Below are 17,173 nucleotides of genomic sequence, written 5' to 3' on the forward strand. Positions count from 1 at the left end.
GGCGTCCTTTCCATGCTGCTGCATATTCCCGGCGTGTTCGACAAAGAAGAAGTGCAGCGCATTCGCGAGGCTCTGGAGCAGGCCGATTGGGCCGATGGCAAGATCACCGCCGGCTACCAGTCGGCCAAGGCCAAGCACAATCTGCAGCTGCCGGAAGGGCATCCGCTGGCCAAGGAGATCGGCGCGGCGATGCTGGACCGCCTGTGGAAAAATCCGCAGTTCATGTCAGCCGCGCTGCCGCACAAAGTCTTTCCTCCATTGGTGAACTGTTACACCGCCGGTGGCAGCTTCGACTTTCACATCGACAACGCCGTGCGCCAGCCCAAGGGCAGCGTCGAGCGGGTGCGCACCGATCTGTCGGCCACCCTGTTCTTCAGTGAGCCCGAGGATTACGACGGCGGCGAACTGGAGATCCAGGACACCTACGGCACCCAGCGAGTGAAACTGCCCGCCGGCGACATGGTGCTGTACCCCGGCACCAGCCTGCACAAGGTCAATGCGGTGACTCGCGGCGCCCGCTACGCCTCCTTCTTCTGGACCCAGAGTCTGGTGCGCGAAGACAGCCAGCGCGCGCTGCTGTTCGAGATGGACGGGGCGATCCGCCAACTGACCCGGGACGTGCCCGACCACCCCTCGCTGGTCCGCCTGACCGGCACCTATCACAACCTGCTGCGCCGTTGGGTTGATGTATGAGGGGTGAGATATGAGTTACCAATTGCGCCGCGAAGAGGCGCTCGACGGCGAACGCCTCAAGGCCATGCTCGACGAAAGCCCGGCCCGCGCGGCCCAGGCGATCCTTGTCGCCGCTCGCGAAGAGGTGCTCGAAGCTCAGGCGTTGCTGGGGCAAATCCTGCTGGACGGGCAGGGCATCGCGCAGGATCAACCGCTGGCGCTGCGCTGGTTCGACATCGCCGCCCGCCAGGGGCACCTGATGGCGCGCAACATGCTCGGCCGTTGTCATGAACATGGCTGGGGCTGTGAGGCAAACGCTTCAGTTGCCGCGCGGCATTACCGGATCGCTGCACAAGGCGGCCTGGACTGGGCGATGTACAACCTCGCCAACCTGCTGGCGACCGGGCGTGGTGTGGTCGAGGATCAGCTGCAGGCTTTGGGTTTTTATCAACAGGCAGCCGAGTTGGGTCATGCGAAATCGATGAACCTGTTGGGGCGTTATCTGGAAGAAGGGCGGGTGTGTCCGGCGGATCCATTGGCGGCCCGCAACTGGTATCGACGGTCCGCGGTTGGCGGTGATTTCCGTGGGCAGTTCAGCTACGCCGCAGTGCTCGCGGGTGAGGGCAATGTCGATGAGGCGCTAGTCTGGCTGCACAAGGCGCTGGCGGGAGGAAACCTGAATTTCCTGCGCGTCGCGGCACCAGCGTTGGCCAGCGCCACCGACCCCCGCATTCGCACATTGGCGCAAGACTACGCCCGCCGCCAAGCTGAGCTTGAACCCCTGTAGGAGCGTGGTGTTCTTGAAGGCACAAAAAAGCCCATGACATGTCATGGGCTTTTTACTTGCAGCTTGCCGCTTGAAGCTAACGGCTGCTCTTAAATATAAAACGATTTCAGCGGCGGGAAGCCGTTGAATTCTACTGCGCTGTAGCTGGTGGTGTAGGCGCCGGTGGACAGCCAGTACAGGCGGTCGCCGATGGCCAGGTTCAGGGGCAGGCCGTACTTGTAGTTTTCGTACATGATGTCGGCGCTGTCGCAGGTCGGGCCGGCGATCACGACTTCCTCGGTCTCGCCTTTCTTCTCGGTCCAGATCGGGAACTTGATGGCTTCGTCCATGGTTTCGATCAGGCCGGAGAACTTGCCCACGTCGGTGTAGATCCAGCGCTCGACGGCGGTGCGGGATTTACGGGCGACCAGGACCACTTCGCTCACCAGGATGCCGGCGTTGGCGATCAGCGAACGGCCGGGTTCCAGGATGATTTCCGGCAGGTCGTCACCGAAGTCTTCCTTCAGGAAGCGGATGATTTCCTCGGCGTAGGTTTCCAGGCTGTTGGTGCGGGTGATGTAGTTGGCCGGGAAGCCGCCACCCATGTTGATCAGTTTCAGTTCGATGCCGTCTTCTTCTTTCAGGCGTTCGAAGATCACTTTGACCTTGGCGATCGCGGCGTCCCAGACGCTGATGTCGCGCTGCTGGGAACCCACGTGGAAGGAGATGCCGTAAGGCACCAGGCCCAGGTCGCGGGCCAGGATCAGCAGGTCCATGGCCATGTCGGTCTGGCAGCCGAATTTGCGCGACAGTGGCCAGTCGGCGGTGGTCGAGCCTTCGGTCAGGATGCGCACGTAGACTTTCGAGCCCGGTGCGGCCTTGGCGATGTTGCGCAGGTCGGCTTCGGAGTCGGTGGCGAACAGGCGCACGCCCTTGTCGTAGAAGTAGCGGATGTCCTTGGACTTCTTGATGGTGTTGCCGTAGCTGATGCGGTCCGGGCCGACGCCACGGCCGAGCACCTTGTCCAGCTCATAGATAGAGGCGATGTCGAAGCTCGAGCCTTTTTCCTTGAGCAGGTCGATGATTTCCACGGCCGGGTTGGCCTTGACCGCGTAGTAGACCTTGGCGAATTCGAAACCGGCGCGCAGGTCGTCATAGGCCTGGCTGATCATCTGGGTGTCGATGAGCACGAACGGGGTTTCTTGCTTGTCGGCGAACGCCTTCATTTTCTGAAAGGTTTCGCGCGCGAAATAGTCTTCGACCTGGATCGACATACTTGGGAGCTCCTATTGGCAAACTCGAAAAATCAATGGGTGCAAATGAACGTCCTCCGTATCCCCACTTTGGTTCGCCTACTTCCCAAGGCATGTCGCCGAAAGCAAAAAGGCCATGGGAAGTGCAGCTTTCCCTTGGCCTTGCTGTCTCGTCGTCAGTACTTGAGCCGGATGGATCGTTTCCAGCATGGACGTTCGGCGCGAACTTTAGGGCGTGAGGGGCCTGAGATCAACAAAAAATGTCGCGTTTTTGCACTCTTCTGACGTGCGTGGCGGACATCACTCTTTGTAGCGGACAGAGATGACGGACAGATGTTCCCCGGTATTTTTTAAGTGTTAAAAATACCTGCACGTTCGACGATTATGTGCGCTGGATCGTTGGTAAGTACGATGGCGTGCATATCGACGACGTTGGCGGCGAGAAGGGTCTGTGGGCGGGGATTTGGGTCGTACGGAGGATGGTTTGAGAGGGTGTTTGAGGTCGCGGGTGTTGATATTTCTTTCCGGTGTGTGAAATACCTGAAAATTGCACAAAAACCTGTGGGAGCGGCGGTGCGCCGCTCCCACAGTGGTTGTGTGTTGTGCACAAAATTTGTGTACGACTCGAAACCTGCAGGAGCAAGGCTTGCCCGGGAAGCCCTTAAGTCAGGCGACCGCAATCTGCGCAGGCGAAACGATACTTGTCTTGCCCCCACGCGACCTGCCCGAACTCAAATACTCGGCAATCGACTCCTGCGTCACCTCCCCAAGAAACACTCGCTGCGCATTCATCACCGGCAACCACGCCCGGTTGAACTCGTACATCCGCGACAGAAGGATGCGCAAATGCTCGTCATACGCCGCCGTGGCGTTGAATTCGCGCAGGTACTGGCTGCAGGTGCCGGTCTGGCGGTGCAGGTCGCGGCGTCTTACATAGCCCAGCGCCTTGTTCTCGGCGCAGGTGACGACCACGTAGCGACGGTCATGCTCGTCCATCAGCTCCAGCGCTTCGGCCACCGGCGTTTCCGGGCTGACGGACGGCGCGTTGTCCGCGGCGTCTTCGGCCTTCACCAGCAGCAGGCGCTTGAGGGTGCTGTCCTGGCCGACGAAGTTGCTGACGAAGTCGTCCACGGGATGGGCCAGCAGGGTGTCCGGATGATCGATCTGCAGCAACTTGCCGGCACGGAAGATCGCGATCTTGTCCCCCAGTTTGATCGCCTCGTCGATGTCGTGGCTGACCATGATCACCGTCTTGTTCAGCGCCCGCTGCATTTCGAAGAACTCGTTCTGGATCATCTCGCGGTTGATCGGGTCGACCGCGCCGAAGGGTTCGTCCATCAGCAGCAGCGGCGCCTCCGCCGCCAGCGCGCGGATCACGCCGATGCGCTGTTGCTGGCCGCCGGAGAGTTCGCGCGGGTAACGATGCAGATATTGCTTGGGCTCGAGCTTGATCATGCTCATCAGTTCGCGGGCGCGATCGTGGCATTTCTGTTTGTCCCAGCCGAGCAGCTTGGGCACGACCACGATGTTTTCCTCGATGGTCATGTTGGGAAACAGGCCGATCTGCTGGATCACGTAACCGATGTTGCGCCGCAGCGTCACCTCGTCCAGGTCGGTGGTGTCTTCTCCGTTGATCAGGATCTTGCCCGAGGTCGGTTTGATCAGGCGGTTGATCATCTTCAGCGTGGTGCTCTTGCCGCAACCCGATGGCCCGAGGAACACGCAGATCTCGCCTTCGTTGACGGTCAGGCTCACCGAGTCCACGGCTTTCACGTCTTTGCCGTTGCTCTGGAAGGTCTTGCTGAGGTTTTGAAGTTCGATCATTTCAGGAGTCCTTTTGGGGTCAACGAGCGTTGCAGCAGTTGCAGAATCAGGTCGGCGAAGATCGCCAGGGCACTGACCAACACGGCGCCGACGATCAGCATCGACATGTCGCTGCGGCTGATGGAGGCGAGGATGAGCACACCCAGACCGCCGGCGCCGATGGTGGCGGCGATGGTCATCACGCCGATGTTCATCACCACGGCGGTGCGCACGCCGGCGAGGATCACCGGCACCGCAATCGGCAGTTCGACCATGCGCAGGCGCTGGCCGAAGGTCATGCCGATGCCGCGCGCGGCTTCACGGATGCCCGGCTCTACGTTGGTCAGGGCCAGGTAGGTGTTGCGCATGATCGGCAGCAGTGAGTAAAGGAAGACCGCAGTGATGGCCGGCATCGGTCCCAGGCCTTGGCCGAACTTGGAGTAGAACGGCAGCAGCAGGCCGAACAGGGCAATCGACGGTACGGTCAGCAGCACCGTGGCACTGGCTTGCAAGGGACCGGCGAGGTTCGGGAAGCGGGTCATCAGAATGCCCAGCGGCACACCGACGGCAATCGCCAGGGTCACGGCGATACCCACCAGGGTGATGTGTTGCCACGTCAGGTGCAGGACTTGCGACCAGTCGAGGTGGGAAAAGGCGTTGAAGAATTCCATGACTTTTCCTTCTTAATTAATCGGGTGCTGGCGCAGGAAATCCGCGGCCACGGTGGAGGGGCTCTGGTGGTCGACATCCACCCGCGCGTTCAGCTCGCGCATGGTGTTGTCGTCGAACAGTTCAGCCAGCGGCTTGAGCTGTGCGGCCAGTTGCGGGTGTGCGTCGAGGGTGGCCTGGCGGACAACCGGCGCTGCGGTGTAGTCCGGGAAGTAGTGCTTGTCGTCTTCCAGCAATTTGAGCTTGAAGGCGTTGAGCCGGCCGTCGGTGGTGTAGACCAGTCCCGCGAACACCTGACCATTGCGCAGTGCGGTGTAGACCAGGCCTGCGTCCATCTGGCGGATGTTCTTGCGCGACAGGTTCATGTCGTACAGCTGCACCATGCCGTCGAGGCCGTCGGAGCGGTTGGCGAATTCGGTGTCCAGCGCCACCAGGTTGCTGCTGTTGTCTTGCTCGCGCAGCTCCTTGTTCAAGTCGCTGATGTTGTTGACCTGCGGGTACTTGTCCGCGACGGTTTTTGGCAGGGCGAGGGCATAGGTGTTGCTGAATTTCGACGGGGTCAGCCAGACCAGTCCCTTTTTGCCGTCGAGTTCTTTCACCCGGGCGTAGGACTGTTCGCTGTCGAGTTTTTCGGTGACGTGGTTGTAGGCTACCAGCGACACCCCGGTGTACTCCCAGAGCATGTCCAGCTGGCCGCTTTCGTGGGCGCTGCGGGCCAGGTTGCTGCCCAGACCGCCGGTCACCTGCACCTCGTAACCCTTGGCGCGCAGGTATTGCGAAGTGATTTCCGCCAGCAGGGTCTGTTCGGTGAACACCCGGGCGCCGATGCGGATCGGGGGCTGTTCAGCCGCTTGGGCAAATCCTGCGAGCAGCAGGAGGCCGCCTAGAATCAAGCATACTTTTTTCATGATTTATTCCTTTGCCTGGGCTTAAGACGGGCGCAAACCGCGTTCGAGCCAGAGGCGACTGGCGACTGTCACCAGGCCGTCGAGCAGCAATGCCAGCAACGCGGTGCAGGCCGCGCCGAGCAGCAATTGCGGCTGATTGTTCAGGGCGATGCCGGGGAATATCAGGCTGCCCAGGCTGTTGGCGCCGATCAGGAACGCCAGCGGTGCGGTGCCGACGTTGATCGCCAACGCCACCCGCACTCCACCGACGATGATCGGCACGGCGTTGGGCAATTCGACTTTCCACAGCACCTGGCGCGGAGTCATGCCGATGCCGGTGGCGGCTTCCTTGAGCGAGGCCGGAACGTTTTTCAGGCCTTCGAAGGTGTTGCGCACGATGGGTAATAAAGAGGCGAGGAACAGGGCGAAGATCGCCGGGCCGCTGCCGATGCCGAGGATGCCCAGGGCGATGGCCAGAACGGCGAGAGGAGGCACGGTGTTACCGATATTGAAGAACTGCATGAAGCGTTCGGCGCGGCCGATCATGCCCGGACGGCTGAGGAGGATGCCGGCAGGCAGGCCCACGACAAGGGCGGCCAGCATGGACGCGAGGACGAGCAGCAGATGGGCTTGCAGGTAAAACAACAAATCGTCGCGGTAATGTTCGATCGTTTCGACGCCGATCCAATGGATCAGCAGGGCCAGAAGGGCGATTACCAGCGCGCCTCCTATCAGCCCTTTGCCATGGTGGATAGCCACAGGCGGACTCCTTTTTTCTTTGTCGGCGAACGCAGTCCCGTGTGGCAGGCCGTCATTGGCTGCCGGGCAGGGCGTTCGCGAGAAGCGGCTCAATGAGCCATGAGCACAGCCTCGTCAGGCTGACTTGCGGATGTTGCAGCTTCCCTGACGAGTGGTCGTAACAGGGGAGTGGACGTCTTCACCTTTTAAAAGGTTCCATATTTCGAAACATTTGACTACCCCCTGTAGGAGCTGCCGAAGGCTGCGATCTTTTGATTTGTTTTTAAGAGCAAGATCAAAAGATCGCAGCCTTTGGCAGCTCCTACAGGTGATGGGTCGTCTATGAGCGGTGGTCCGTCGGTTACTTTTTAAGCTATACTCGCCGCCCTTTTTTGATCACCGCCAGGCGATTTCCCATGACCAGACAGGCCGCCGAAGTCGCGAAACGCCGCACTTTCGCCATTATTTCCCACCCCGACGCCGGTAAAACCACCATCACCGAAAAGCTCTTGCTGATGGGCAAGGCGATTGCGGTGGCCGGTACGGTGAAATCCCGCAAGTCCGACCGCCATGCCACCTCCGACTGGATGGAAATGGAAAAGCAGCGGGGCATCTCGATTACCACGTCGGTCATGCAGTTCCCGTATCGCGAGCACATGATCAACCTGCTCGACACCCCGGGTCACGAAGACTTCTCCGAAGACACCTACCGCACCCTGACCGCGGTGGATTCGGCGCTGATGGTGCTCGACGGCGGTAAAGGTGTAGAGCCACGGACCATCGCCCTGATGGACGTCTGCCGTCTGCGTGACACGCCGATCGTCAGCTTCATCAACAAACTCGACCGTGACATCCGCGACCCGATCGAACTGCTCGACGAAATCGAAGCAGTCCTGAAGATCAAGGCGGCGCCGATCACCTGGCCGATCGGTTGCTACCGCGACTTCAAGGGCGTGTATCACCTGGCGGGCGACTACATCATTGTCTACACCGCCGGTCACGGTCACGAACGCACTGAAACCAAGATCATCGAGAAACTCGACTCCGACGAGGCGCGCGCGCACCTGGGCGACGAGTACGAGCGTTTCCTCGAGCAGTTGGAACTGGTACAGGGCGCCTGCCATGAATTCAACCAGCAGGAGTTCATCGACGGTCAGATGACCCCGGTGTTCTTCGGTACCGCACTGGGCAACTTCGGTGTCGATCACGTACTCGACGCCGTGGTCGACTGGGCGCCGCGTCCGCTGCCGCGTGTGGCCAACGAGCGCACCGTGGAGCCGGTGGAAGAGAAGTTCTCGGGCTTCATCTTCAAGATCCAGGCGAACATGGACCCCAAGCACCGCGACCGCATCGCCTTCATGCGTATCTGCTCGGGCAAGTACGAAAAAGGCATGAAGATGCGCCACGTGCGGACCGGCAAGGACGTGCGCATCGGCGACGCCCTGACGTTCTTCTCCTCCGAGCGTGAGCAGCTGGAAGAGGCGTATGCCGGCGACATCATCGGCCTGCACAACCACGGCACCATCCAGATCGGCGACACCTTCAGCGAAGGCGAAAGCCTGGGCTTCACCGGCATCCCGCACTTCGCCCCGGAACTGTTCCGCCGTGTGCGTCTGCGCGATCCGCTGAAATCCAAGCAACTGCGCCAGGGCCTGCAACAGCTGGCCGAAGAAGGCGCGACCCAGGTGTTCTTCCCTGAGCGCAGCAACGACATCATCCTCGGCGCCGTCGGTGTGCTGCAGTTCGATGTGGTGGCCAGCCGCCTGAAAGAGGAATACAAGGTCGAGTGCTCCTACGAGCCGATCACCGTTTACTCCGCGCGCTGGGTCGATTGCAGCGACAAGAAGAAGCTCGAGGAATTCTCCAACAAGGCCGTGGAAAACCTGGCACTGGACGGCGGCGGTCACCTGACCTACCTGGCCCCGACCCGCGTCAACCTGGCCCTGATGGAAGAACGCTGGCCGGACGTGAAATTCCGCGCAACGCGTGAGCATCACTAAGCGCTGAGCTGCAATATACAAAAAGCCCCGACGTGAAAACCTCGGGGCTTTTTTGCGTCTGACCGTTACTGTGCCCTGCTGACGAATTTGGAACCCGTTCGCGTTGATCCTCGTGTCAGATATTTCTGTAGTTCCTTATTTCGAGTTTTGTAGTTTGATTCTGGTTTTCATTTTTTTGGGGTTTATTACCCGTGACAAGTAATTTCTTTGTACCTAGCGTTGAACAGGAATTTGCGAGTAGTGACTTTCAAAGCTCGGGAGCACAAGGAAATGGATGTGATGAATACCGATTCAAATGCAATATCAGGCAGCCGACCTGAGGTACCTGTATCTGTTATTGAGCGTTACTACGATCTGATAGTCGGCAGCTCATCCGATTTCGAGTTAGTCAGCAACGACGACGGCTTCGAGCCATCCATGAGGTTGCCTGCCCTTGATACCCGCATGCAGTCTTTTCTCTCGGTTGCGACTGCGCAATTTTTTGAGTTGGGTCACTATCGACATATACCGCTGCGCTTGTTTGATTTGAGGCAAAACCAAAACACGCAAACGACCAAGACTTTTGCGTCGACTTTGATTGTCGCTCGGGCCGTTCGACATATTCAGGAGACTGGCGAAAGCATCCTGTTATTTTCCCCTTCGTCCGGCAACAAGGCTATTGCGTTAAGAGATGCAGTTCTGCGGGCGCTGAAAGCCAGGCTGGTTCACCCCGAACAATTAAGAATCGTTACGCTGACACCTGCACAGACGATCGAGAAGTTACGTAGAACAGAACTCTACGATGACCTTCGGTTGCGTGCCTTGAATCCTATATTTGTCCTTGATACCGACTCGCCGGAAGCGGTGAAGGTTGTTGGGCGTCAATTCAAGGAACTCTTCAAAAACGAACCAGCGGTTGGGTCGAAGTTATGGCATTCCCTACGACTGGAAAATTACCGGTTTTCTGATCAGGTCCGGGCCTTTTTTGATTTCGAGTATGGTGATGCCTGGGACACTGATCGCAAGACAGTGCACGTGCATGCGGTATCGAGCGCCTATGGGCTTCTGGGGTATTGCTCTGGTGTAGACGTACTGAAACGTCTGAGAAAAAAGGTATCCACTCCTTCGTTTCTATTGGTTCAACACTTGGCTACCAGTGACATGGTTCTACATTTACTCGATGGAAATTTTGAAGGGGGTTCCACTCCACCCTATAAGCAGGCTGAAAACGGTTTGTGGGAGCAATCGGAATCTGCGCATTTTCCCTCTACGACTTGGAGCCCTGACGAGACCCTCGAACCCACTTTTTACACGCACTTGCCACCTACCGCTGTGGAAATGACCCGGCATATCAAGGCCAGCGGTGGCTCTGGAGTTGTCGTTTCGCTGCATGAGTGCATGCAACGCTACAGCGAATGCGTGCAGTTGCTCGCCAATACCCCTATCAGATTGCCCAAGGATCCGCGCGACCTGAAGGAGTGGTCGTTGGTGATGGCAATGACCGGTTGTTTGAATGCGATAGATCGGCAGCTATTGGAGGGCGTGGACGGTTACACCATTCATGCGTCAGGTACCTACTGTCTTGGGGATTATGAGGTCGTTCCGCATGACGGGCTGATATTCATACAAGATGCCGACGAGATGATAGAGGCTCTTCGTAACCGAAATAACGATGAGCGCTGATCTGCGAATGAGCCAGAAAACAGTCTGCCACTTTCGCATCTACAGTGGGTGCTCCCGAGCTGGAGAACCGGCTCGGTTTACGTACCTTGGGGTGAAAGAAGGATTGCAGTACATTGCTCCTTTTGTAGCCCAAGGCTTTTTTGAGGAACCGTCTGTAGTTCAAGAAGGATTGATGGAGTGGGAGCAAATTGGTGGCTTTGTAAAACAAAATAAAGCTGAGATCAGTTTGCTGATGGCTTCTTTGGACGTCGTCCAGCAATATCAACGGGAGGGCGATATTGTCGGACTCAGCAGAATTCACCAGAAGGTCGACGTTTCTGCTGGTTGGGAGCAGGTACTTGGGCAACTCTCTCATCGTGAAGTCAAACGTAGAACTCAATCGATAAATCAAGGTTTTCAGTTTGACGTGTCAATTGCGGATGCGGATTTTTTCTCGTTTTATCGCACCATGCATGTTCCGACGATGAGTGCTCGCTACGGTGCTTTCGCTCGAAGTGTGGAAGAACAGGACGCTTTTTCGAGTTTATTTAAACGGGGTGTGTTGTTTCGTATAAAAAAGCATACTGATTGGGTCGCGGGCAGTGTCTCTCAGATTGACTGGCCAGCGCGTACTTTAAATGCGCGTTTGATCGGGATGAGAGACGGGAGTGCAGTTTACCGTGCAAACGGAGCGCAAAATTTTGTTTATCACTCGATCCTTGAGTGGGCCTCCAATCAATCATCCATTGACTGGGTCGACTTTCAAGGCTGTGAGCCATTTTTAAGTAAAGGAACTTTCCAATACAAAAAGCGCTTTGGGGCTCAAGCAGTCATCCCAGAGAACGCCTTTGGGCAGTGGCGAATACTGATTCGAGTACCTGCTCTTTGTGCTTCAGTCCGAAAATTTCTGATCAACAACCCTTTGATAGGCCTGGACGCTGATGGTCGGCTCCAGGCTCAATATTTTTTCGACGCGAATCACGAGGTTCGTTCAGATATTCCTTACGCCTCAAAGGGTATTCACAGCCAAGTGTTTCGTAACTTGGATCAGTGGCATGGATAGTCGGTTTATTCATCTCATCAAGCCGGATGGCTATTTCTGTTATATGGCCTGGGTTCTCGCTACGCTGATCTTCATCAGTCGCTTGAGCGCCATGGCGAAGTTGTTCATTGCGCTGTACTTGCGTCAGGCACTGGGGCTGCCTTTTGAAACGGTTGGATGGTTGTTGTCCGGTTACGGAGCAGGATTGCTGGTGGGGTCAATGAGTGGTGGGCTCCTGAGTGATCATTTCTCTCCGTCGCGGCTTACTGCATGGTTGTTTTTTGCTTCGGCGTGGATTTTGGTTTTATTGGGGCTGGTTACTGACGTACCAATACTGGCTGGGTTGCTGCTGTTCGGTGGCGCTATCGATGGAGCAATTCGTACGCTCCATCAGCGTTTGATCATGGAGTATTGCCAAGTAGCCCAGCGTGTTCGTGCACAGTCTTTAAATCGTGTTGCGAGTAACCTCGGTATGGCGGTTGCTGGAGTGATAGGTGGGGTTTTGGCGCAAAGTGATTTTCGCTGGGTTTTTTTTGTCAGTGCGATGATGACATTGTTGGCCTTGGTCTGGTTTATCCAGGCGACAATTCATCGACAAACAGTGAACTCGGAAGCAACTCAAGACACAGCTTCAGGACAGGGCACCGCTTTTCGAGACAAGCCATTTCTCTGGTTGCTGGCAGCCTCTGTTTTACTCGGTCTTGCATTCGAGCCGGTCTACAGCGTGTTGGGAAACTATTTGCTTGACTATTATCGGTTGGGGCCCGAAGTCATTGGCTGGCAATTTGCTCTCAATGCGTTGCTCGTGGTTTTGCTGCAAATCCCGATTTCGCATCTAAGTGAATCATGGGGCGCGCGTCGGCAATTGCTGGCAGGCGCGTTGTTGCTGGCTTGTGGTTTTGGGATGTTGCCATGGGGAACGGGGCTCTTTTATGTCAGTGTATCGACGGTTGTTTGGACGCTTGGGGAAATTTTTTTCATGCCCACGCTGAACATGTTGGTTATGCAGCGTGCGCAAGCAGGGAAAAGCGGCCTTTACTTTGGGATTTTTTCCATGTGCTGGAGTACCAGTGTTTTAGTCTCGCCGACACTCGGCGGTCATTTGTATGGGCATTTTGGCGGGCATAGTGTCTGGGCGGTAAACGCTGCTTTGGCTATTTTTTCCATGCCGTTGATTTACCTGGCGACACGTCTTGGCACTGCCCCTCCAGTTGCTGATTCCTCTCTAAGGAACGAGACAGTTATTTAGTAAGTTTGGGAATACACCTTATTCAAAACCAGTCTCTGTATCCACGGCATTTTCCGCCTGTTCGTTAGCGCCCTATCTGGAGAACCCGGCCGATCGGAACTAGATTTCATTGAGGTCAACCGGTTACACACATGTCTCACCCGCGAACGGATGGAGTCGGTCATGAACAGATTGTTACGCGTTTTATTGCTGCTGAAGGTGTTGGTGATGTTGTCCTTCGGGGCGTCAATGGCATGGGCCGAATGCGAGGATCATGAGACCCAGGCGTCAAGCGGGCAGGTGAGTCACGGTGGGATGATGATTGCCAAGTCCGAGTCGGAACCGGGTGACAAGGGGCAGGGTGGCAGCGAAGGCGATGACGACTCGACCACCGATGAGCCGGACTCCGATGAGGAAGGTGATAGCCAGACGTAAATCGCAGGCAAAATAAAGGTTCTTCACGGATTACCGGGAAACACGCTCTTGATCTTCATGAAAAAGAATTCGCTATCCCTGTAACCGTACGCCATCCGCTTGATGACCTTTATTCGATTGTTTATTCCTTCCAACTGGCCGGTATGCATCGGCCAGCGAACCCGGCTCACGATGCCTCGCCAGTACCCCTTCAGCCGCTTGGCAAACTGGATCAGGGCTGGGATTTCGCTTTCATGAGCATGGCGCAGCCATTGCTTCCAGGCCGACCTCCAAACCCAGGCTGTACTGGTTGTCCAGAATGTCTTTAGCTCAGCCTTCATCAAATACACCGTCATCAACGATTGGTTGGCTTGCAACAAATCCTGCAAGTGAACCTGCAGAGTGCAATAGGCCAGATCAGGGAGGAGAACGTCAGGAGTTCTCCTCCCTGACCCGTTTCAGCCTCGCAGCGCTGCTGTCTTGCGCTCTTCGCGCACGCGGGCGGACGCCAGCAGCTGTTCGGCGATGCGCGTTGGCAGTTGCTCCTCAACCAGCCGGATGAATACCGGATTGCCGACAACGGTCACGTCGAGTTCATAACCGCGCCCGTCGGGTTCCCGAATCCAGTAGTGGCTATCGATCAGCGTCCGCCGCAACTCCACGACATCGCTTCGCAGCATGGGGGCGAACCGGTTTTTCCATTGATCCAGCCGCGTGGTCGCCTCGCGTTCGCTATAGCGTTCGCCGGGCTTGAGCGCAGAACTGATGTACAAGAGCATGACCGCCAGCTCCTGACGATTCAAACGGCCAAGGGTCAAACCGTTCTTGTTGCTCAAGCGCGTCAGCGTCTCGACGAACTGCTCAAAATCCGTTGAAAGCTCCTTGTCCAATGTCTCGCTCCTTTTGTTTTTTGGGGCTGCATTTTAGCGGCGTTGTTTAACACGAATGAGCCAGTATGGCGGCTTCCGTGACGTTTCGCTTGGGCACTGCCCGTAAAAGAAAACCCCTTCTGCCTCGACTGAGGCTCAATCGAAGTAGAAGGGGTGGGGTGTACGCAAATCAACTGTGGGAGCGGCGGTACGACCATTCGACTTGTTCGCGAAAGCGGTGTGTCAGGCGCTAAACAAGTCGACTGACACCTTCGCGAGCAAGCCCGCTCCCACAGTGTTTTTCGGCGCTTCTACAAGAACTGCTCCGCGTGGTGGCACGCCACCTGGCGGTTGTCGAGCGGTCGCAGTTCCGGCACTTCGGCCATGCAACGCTCGGTCGCGTACGGGCAGCGTTTGTGGAACGCGCAGCCCGGTGGCGGGTTCAGCGGGTTGGGCAGCTCGCCGACGATCTTGATTTTCGGCTTGGACGGATCCGGGTGGATGGTCGGTGTCGCCGAAAGCAGTGCCTGGGTGTAGGGGTGCAGAGGGCGGGCGTAAATGTCCTCCTTCGGACCGATTTCCACCGGGCGACCGAGGTACATCACCATCACGTCATCGGCAACGTGCTGCACCACCGCCAGGTTGTGGGAGATGAACACGTAACCGGTGTTGAACTCCTGCTGCATGTCCATGAACAGGTTTAGCACCTGCGCCTGGATCGATACGTCCAGTGCCGAGGTCGGTTCGTCCGCCACCAGCACTTTCGGTTGCAGCATCATCGCGCGGGCCAGGGCGATCCGCTGGCGCTGGCCGCCGGAGAACATGTGCGGATAACGCTGGTAGTGCTCGGGACGCAGACCCACCTGCTTCATCATCGCCTGGACTTTCTCGCGACGTTCCGTGGCGGAAAGATTGGTATTAATCAACAGCGGCTCAGCCAGCTGATCGCCGATTTTCTGACGCGGGTTCAGCGAGGCATACGGGCTCTGGAACACCATCTGTACGTCTTTGCGCAGTTGCTTGCGCTGGGCCTTGTCGGCGCCGGCCACTTCCTGGCCGGCGATTTTCAGCGAACCCGAGGACGGCTCTTCGATCAGGGTCAGGGCGCGGGCCAGGGTGGATTTGCCGCAGCCCGATTCACCCACGACCGCCAGGGTCTTGCCGGCTTCGAGCTCGAACGACACGCCGTTGAGGGCGCGCACGGTGGCGTGACCCTTGAACAGGCCACGGGACACTTCGTAGTGACGGGTCAGGTCGCGGGCGGTAAGTACGACGGCCATTACGCCACCTCCTGGTTCAGCGGGTAGAAGCAGCGGGCGAGGCTGTTGCTTTTCGGGTCAAGGGCTGGACGCTGCGCGCGGCAGTTGTCCTGCACGTATGGGCAGCGCGGCGACAGCAGGCAGCCCTGTGGACGGTCGTAGCGGCCCGGCACGATACCCGGCAGGGTCGACAGGCGCGAGGCGCCCAGACTGTGTTCCGGAATCGCCTTGAGCAACGCTTCGCTGTACGGGTGCGCCGGGATGTCGAACAGTTGCGGCACCTGGCCGACTTCCACCGCTTGACCGGCGTACATCACGCACACACGCTGGGCGGTCTCGGCCACGACCGCGAGGTCGTGGGTGATCAGCACCAGGCCCATGTTCTGCTCTTTCTGCAACGCCAGCAGCAGATCCATGATCTGCGCCTGGATGGTCACGTCCAGAGCGGTGGTCGGTTCGTCGGCGATCAGCAGTTTCGGTTCGCCGGCAATCGCCATGGCGATTGCGACACGCTGGCTCATACCGCCGGACAGTTGATGCGGGTAGGCGTCCATGCGGCTGGCCGCGCCCGGGATCTCAACCTTTTGCAGCAGCTCGATCGCACGCTGGCGCGCGGCCTTGCCGGACAATTTCAGGTGCAGGCGCAGCACTTCTTCGATCTGGAAACCGACGGTGTAGCTCGGATTCAGCGCGGTCATCGGGTCCTGGAACACCATGGCCAGGTCCTTGCCGACGATCTGCCGACGCTGACGATTGCTCAGCTTGAGCATGTTCTGGCCGTCGAAGCTCAGGGCGTCGGCGGTGACGATCCCCGGGTGCTCGATCAGGCCCATCAGCGCCATCATGGTCACGGACTTGCCGGAACCGGACTCGCCAACGATGGCCAGGACTTCGCCCTTGTCCACTTTCAGGTCGAGACCGTCGACCACTGGCGTGGCGTTCTTGTCGCCGAAGCGAACGTTGAGATTCTTGATTTCTAGCAATGACATGGGAATCTCCTCAGGCGGCGTTCTTGAGTTTCGGGTCCAGCGCGTCGCGCAGGCCGTCACCCATCAAGTTGATTGCCAGCACGCTGAGCAAAATGGTCAGACCAGGCAGGCTCACTACCCACCAGGCGCGTTCGATGTAGTCGCGGGCCGAGGCCAGCATGGTGCCCCACTCAGGGGTTGGCGGTTGTACGCCAAGGCCGAGGAAGCCCAGGGCGGCGGCATCGAGAATCGCCGAGGAGAAGCTCAAGGTGGCCTGAACGATCAGCGGTGCCATGCAGTTTGGCAGCACGGTCACGAACATCAGGCGCGGCAGGCCGGCACCGGCCAGGCGCGCGGCGGTCACGTAGTCGCGGTTCAGCTCGCCCATCACCGCGGCGCGGGTCAGACGAACGTAGGACGGCAACGAAACGACGGCGATGGCGATCACGGTGTTGATCAGGCCTGGGCCGAGGATGGCGACGATCGCCACGGCCAGCAGCAGTGACGGCAGGGCCAGCATGATGTCCATCAGACGCATGATGGTCGGGCCGATCATTTTCGGGAAGAAACCGGCGAACAGACCCAGCAGGATCCCCGGAATCAGCGACATGATCACCGACGACAGACCGATCAGCAGCGACAGGCGCGAACCCTGGATCAGGCGCGACAGCAGGTCACGACCCAATTCATCGGTGCCCAGCAGGAACTGAATCTGCCCGCCTTCCAGCCAGGCTGGCGGAGTCAGCAGGAAGTCGCGGTACTGCTCGCTCGGGTCATGGGGGGCCACCCACGGGGCGAAGATGGCGCAGAAAATCACCAACAGCATGAACAGCAGGCCGGCGACGGCACCCTTGTTCTTGGCGAAGGCTTGCCAGAATTCCTTGTACGGCGATGGATACAGCAGGCTTTGATCCGCGGCAGGTGCGGCGGTGGCTACTGAGGAAGTAGTTGGAGTGCTCATGAA

The 17,173-nt window shown here is 58.1% G+C and carries 17 protein-coding genes; 7 read left to right on the forward strand and 10 right to left on the reverse strand.

Features of this window, described 5'->3' with window-relative positions; translation table 11 throughout:
- Nucleotides 1–12: 12 nt before the first annotated feature.
- A complete protein-coding gene (locus tag HNO86_RS04900) occupies nt 13–693 on the forward strand; it encodes a Fe2+-dependent dioxygenase (protein ID WP_175375889.1) in 681 nt (226 codons plus the stop codon).
- A gap of 10 nt (nt 694–703) precedes the next feature.
- Nucleotides 704–1,459 (forward strand): tetratricopeptide repeat protein, encoded by a 756-nt coding sequence (locus HNO86_RS04905; protein WP_175375890.1) that lies wholly within the window; start codon nt 704–706, stop codon nt 1,457–1,459.
- Nucleotides 1,460–1,548: 89 nt separating this feature from the next.
- Here HNO86_RS04905 and HNO86_RS04910 read toward each other — a convergent pair whose 3' ends face one another.
- From HNO86_RS04910 to HNO86_RS04930, 5 genes are all read right to left on the reverse strand, one after another.
- The gene (locus tag HNO86_RS04910; protein WP_175375891.1) at nt 1,549–2,712 is read right to left on the reverse strand and encodes a type III PLP-dependent enzyme; all 1,164 of its coding nucleotides are present in this window, start codon (nt 2,710–2,712) and stop codon (nt 1,549–1,551) included.
- Nucleotides 2,713–3,357: 645 nt separating this feature from the next.
- Nucleotides 3,358–4,515 carry a betaine/proline/choline family ABC transporter ATP-binding protein gene (locus HNO86_RS04915; protein WP_175375892.1) on the reverse strand — a complete coding sequence of 386 codons (1,158 nt, stop codon included), beginning with the start codon at nt 4,513–4,515 and terminating at the stop codon, nt 3,358–3,360.
- On the reverse strand, nt 4,512–5,165 hold the full coding sequence (locus HNO86_RS04920; protein ID WP_175375893.1) for an ABC transporter permease: 654 nt from the start codon (nt 5,163–5,165) through the stop codon (nt 4,512–4,514). The genes HNO86_RS04915 and HNO86_RS04920 overlap by 4 nt, the downstream gene beginning before the upstream one ends.
- Before the next feature lie 12 nt (nt 5,166–5,177).
- Nucleotides 5,178–6,071, reverse strand: coding sequence for a glycine betaine ABC transporter substrate-binding protein (locus tag HNO86_RS04925; protein WP_175375894.1), 894 nt, complete (start codon nt 6,069–6,071; stop codon nt 5,178–5,180).
- A 21-nt stretch (nt 6,072–6,092) separates the two neighbouring features.
- The gene (locus HNO86_RS04930; protein ID WP_175375895.1) at nt 6,093–6,809 is read right to left on the reverse strand and encodes an ABC transporter permease subunit; all 717 of its coding nucleotides are present in this window, start codon (nt 6,807–6,809) and stop codon (nt 6,093–6,095) included.
- Nucleotides 6,810–7,204: 395 nt separating this feature from the next.
- On the opposite strand from HNO86_RS04930, the gene HNO86_RS04935 reads away from it, so the two are divergent.
- From HNO86_RS04935 to HNO86_RS04955, 5 genes are all read left to right on the forward strand, one after another.
- Entirely contained in the window at nt 7,205–8,788 is a 1,584-nt protein-coding gene (locus HNO86_RS04935) for a peptide chain release factor 3 (RefSeq protein WP_175375896.1), read from the forward strand.
- A gap of 270 nt (nt 8,789–9,058) precedes the next feature.
- The gene (locus HNO86_RS04940) at nt 9,059–10,450 is read left to right on the forward strand and encodes a DUF6002 family protein (RefSeq protein WP_175375897.1); all 1,392 of its coding nucleotides are present in this window, start codon (nt 9,059–9,061) and stop codon (nt 10,448–10,450) included.
- Nucleotides 10,451–10,541: 91 nt separating this feature from the next.
- Complete coding sequence (locus tag HNO86_RS04945) at nt 10,542–11,492, forward strand: hypothetical protein (RefSeq protein ID WP_372242512.1); 951 nt, start codon at nt 10,542–10,544, stop codon at nt 11,490–11,492.
- Nucleotides 11,485–12,720 (forward strand): MFS transporter, encoded by a 1,236-nt coding sequence (locus HNO86_RS04950; RefSeq protein WP_175375899.1) that lies wholly within the window; start codon nt 11,485–11,487, stop codon nt 12,718–12,720. The genes HNO86_RS04945 and HNO86_RS04950 overlap by 8 nt, the downstream gene beginning before the upstream one ends.
- Before the next feature lie 162 nt (nt 12,721–12,882).
- Nucleotides 12,883–13,134 carry a hypothetical protein gene (locus tag HNO86_RS04955; RefSeq protein WP_175375900.1) on the forward strand — a complete coding sequence of 84 codons (252 nt, stop codon included), beginning with the start codon at nt 12,883–12,885 and terminating at the stop codon, nt 13,132–13,134.
- 23 nt (nt 13,135–13,157) lie between these two features.
- Here the strand turns inward: HNO86_RS04955 and HNO86_RS04960 are convergent, their stop codons facing one another.
- From HNO86_RS04960 to HNO86_RS04980, 5 genes are all read right to left on the reverse strand, one after another.
- Nucleotides 13,158–13,502, reverse strand: a complete 345-nt coding sequence (locus HNO86_RS04960) for a transposase (RefSeq protein ID WP_256672549.1) — start codon at nt 13,500–13,502, stop codon at nt 13,158–13,160.
- Nucleotides 13,503–13,571: 69 nt separating this feature from the next.
- A complete protein-coding gene (locus tag HNO86_RS04965; protein ID WP_175375901.1) occupies nt 13,572–14,003 on the reverse strand; it encodes a DUF2087 domain-containing protein in 432 nt (143 codons plus the stop codon).
- 290 nt (nt 14,004–14,293) lie between these two features.
- The gene (locus tag HNO86_RS04970) at nt 14,294–15,262 is read right to left on the reverse strand and encodes a peptide ABC transporter ATP-binding protein (RefSeq protein ID WP_175375902.1); all 969 of its coding nucleotides are present in this window, start codon (nt 15,260–15,262) and stop codon (nt 14,294–14,296) included.
- Nucleotides 15,262–16,230: an ABC transporter ATP-binding protein gene (locus HNO86_RS04975; protein WP_175375903.1), complete on the reverse strand. Its 969-nt coding sequence runs from the start codon at nt 16,228–16,230 to the stop codon at nt 15,262–15,264. The genes HNO86_RS04970 and HNO86_RS04975 overlap by 1 nt, the downstream gene beginning before the upstream one ends.
- Before the next feature lie 10 nt (nt 16,231–16,240).
- The gene (locus HNO86_RS04980; RefSeq protein WP_175375904.1) at nt 16,241–17,170 is read right to left on the reverse strand and encodes an ABC transporter permease subunit; all 930 of its coding nucleotides are present in this window, start codon (nt 17,168–17,170) and stop codon (nt 16,241–16,243) included.
- Nucleotides 17,171–17,173 lie beyond the last annotated feature (3 nt).

It is taken from the genome of Pseudomonas sp. C1C7, assembly GCF_013359595.1.
Lineage (GTDB): Bacteria > Pseudomonadota > Gammaproteobacteria > Pseudomonadales > Pseudomonadaceae > Aquipseudomonas.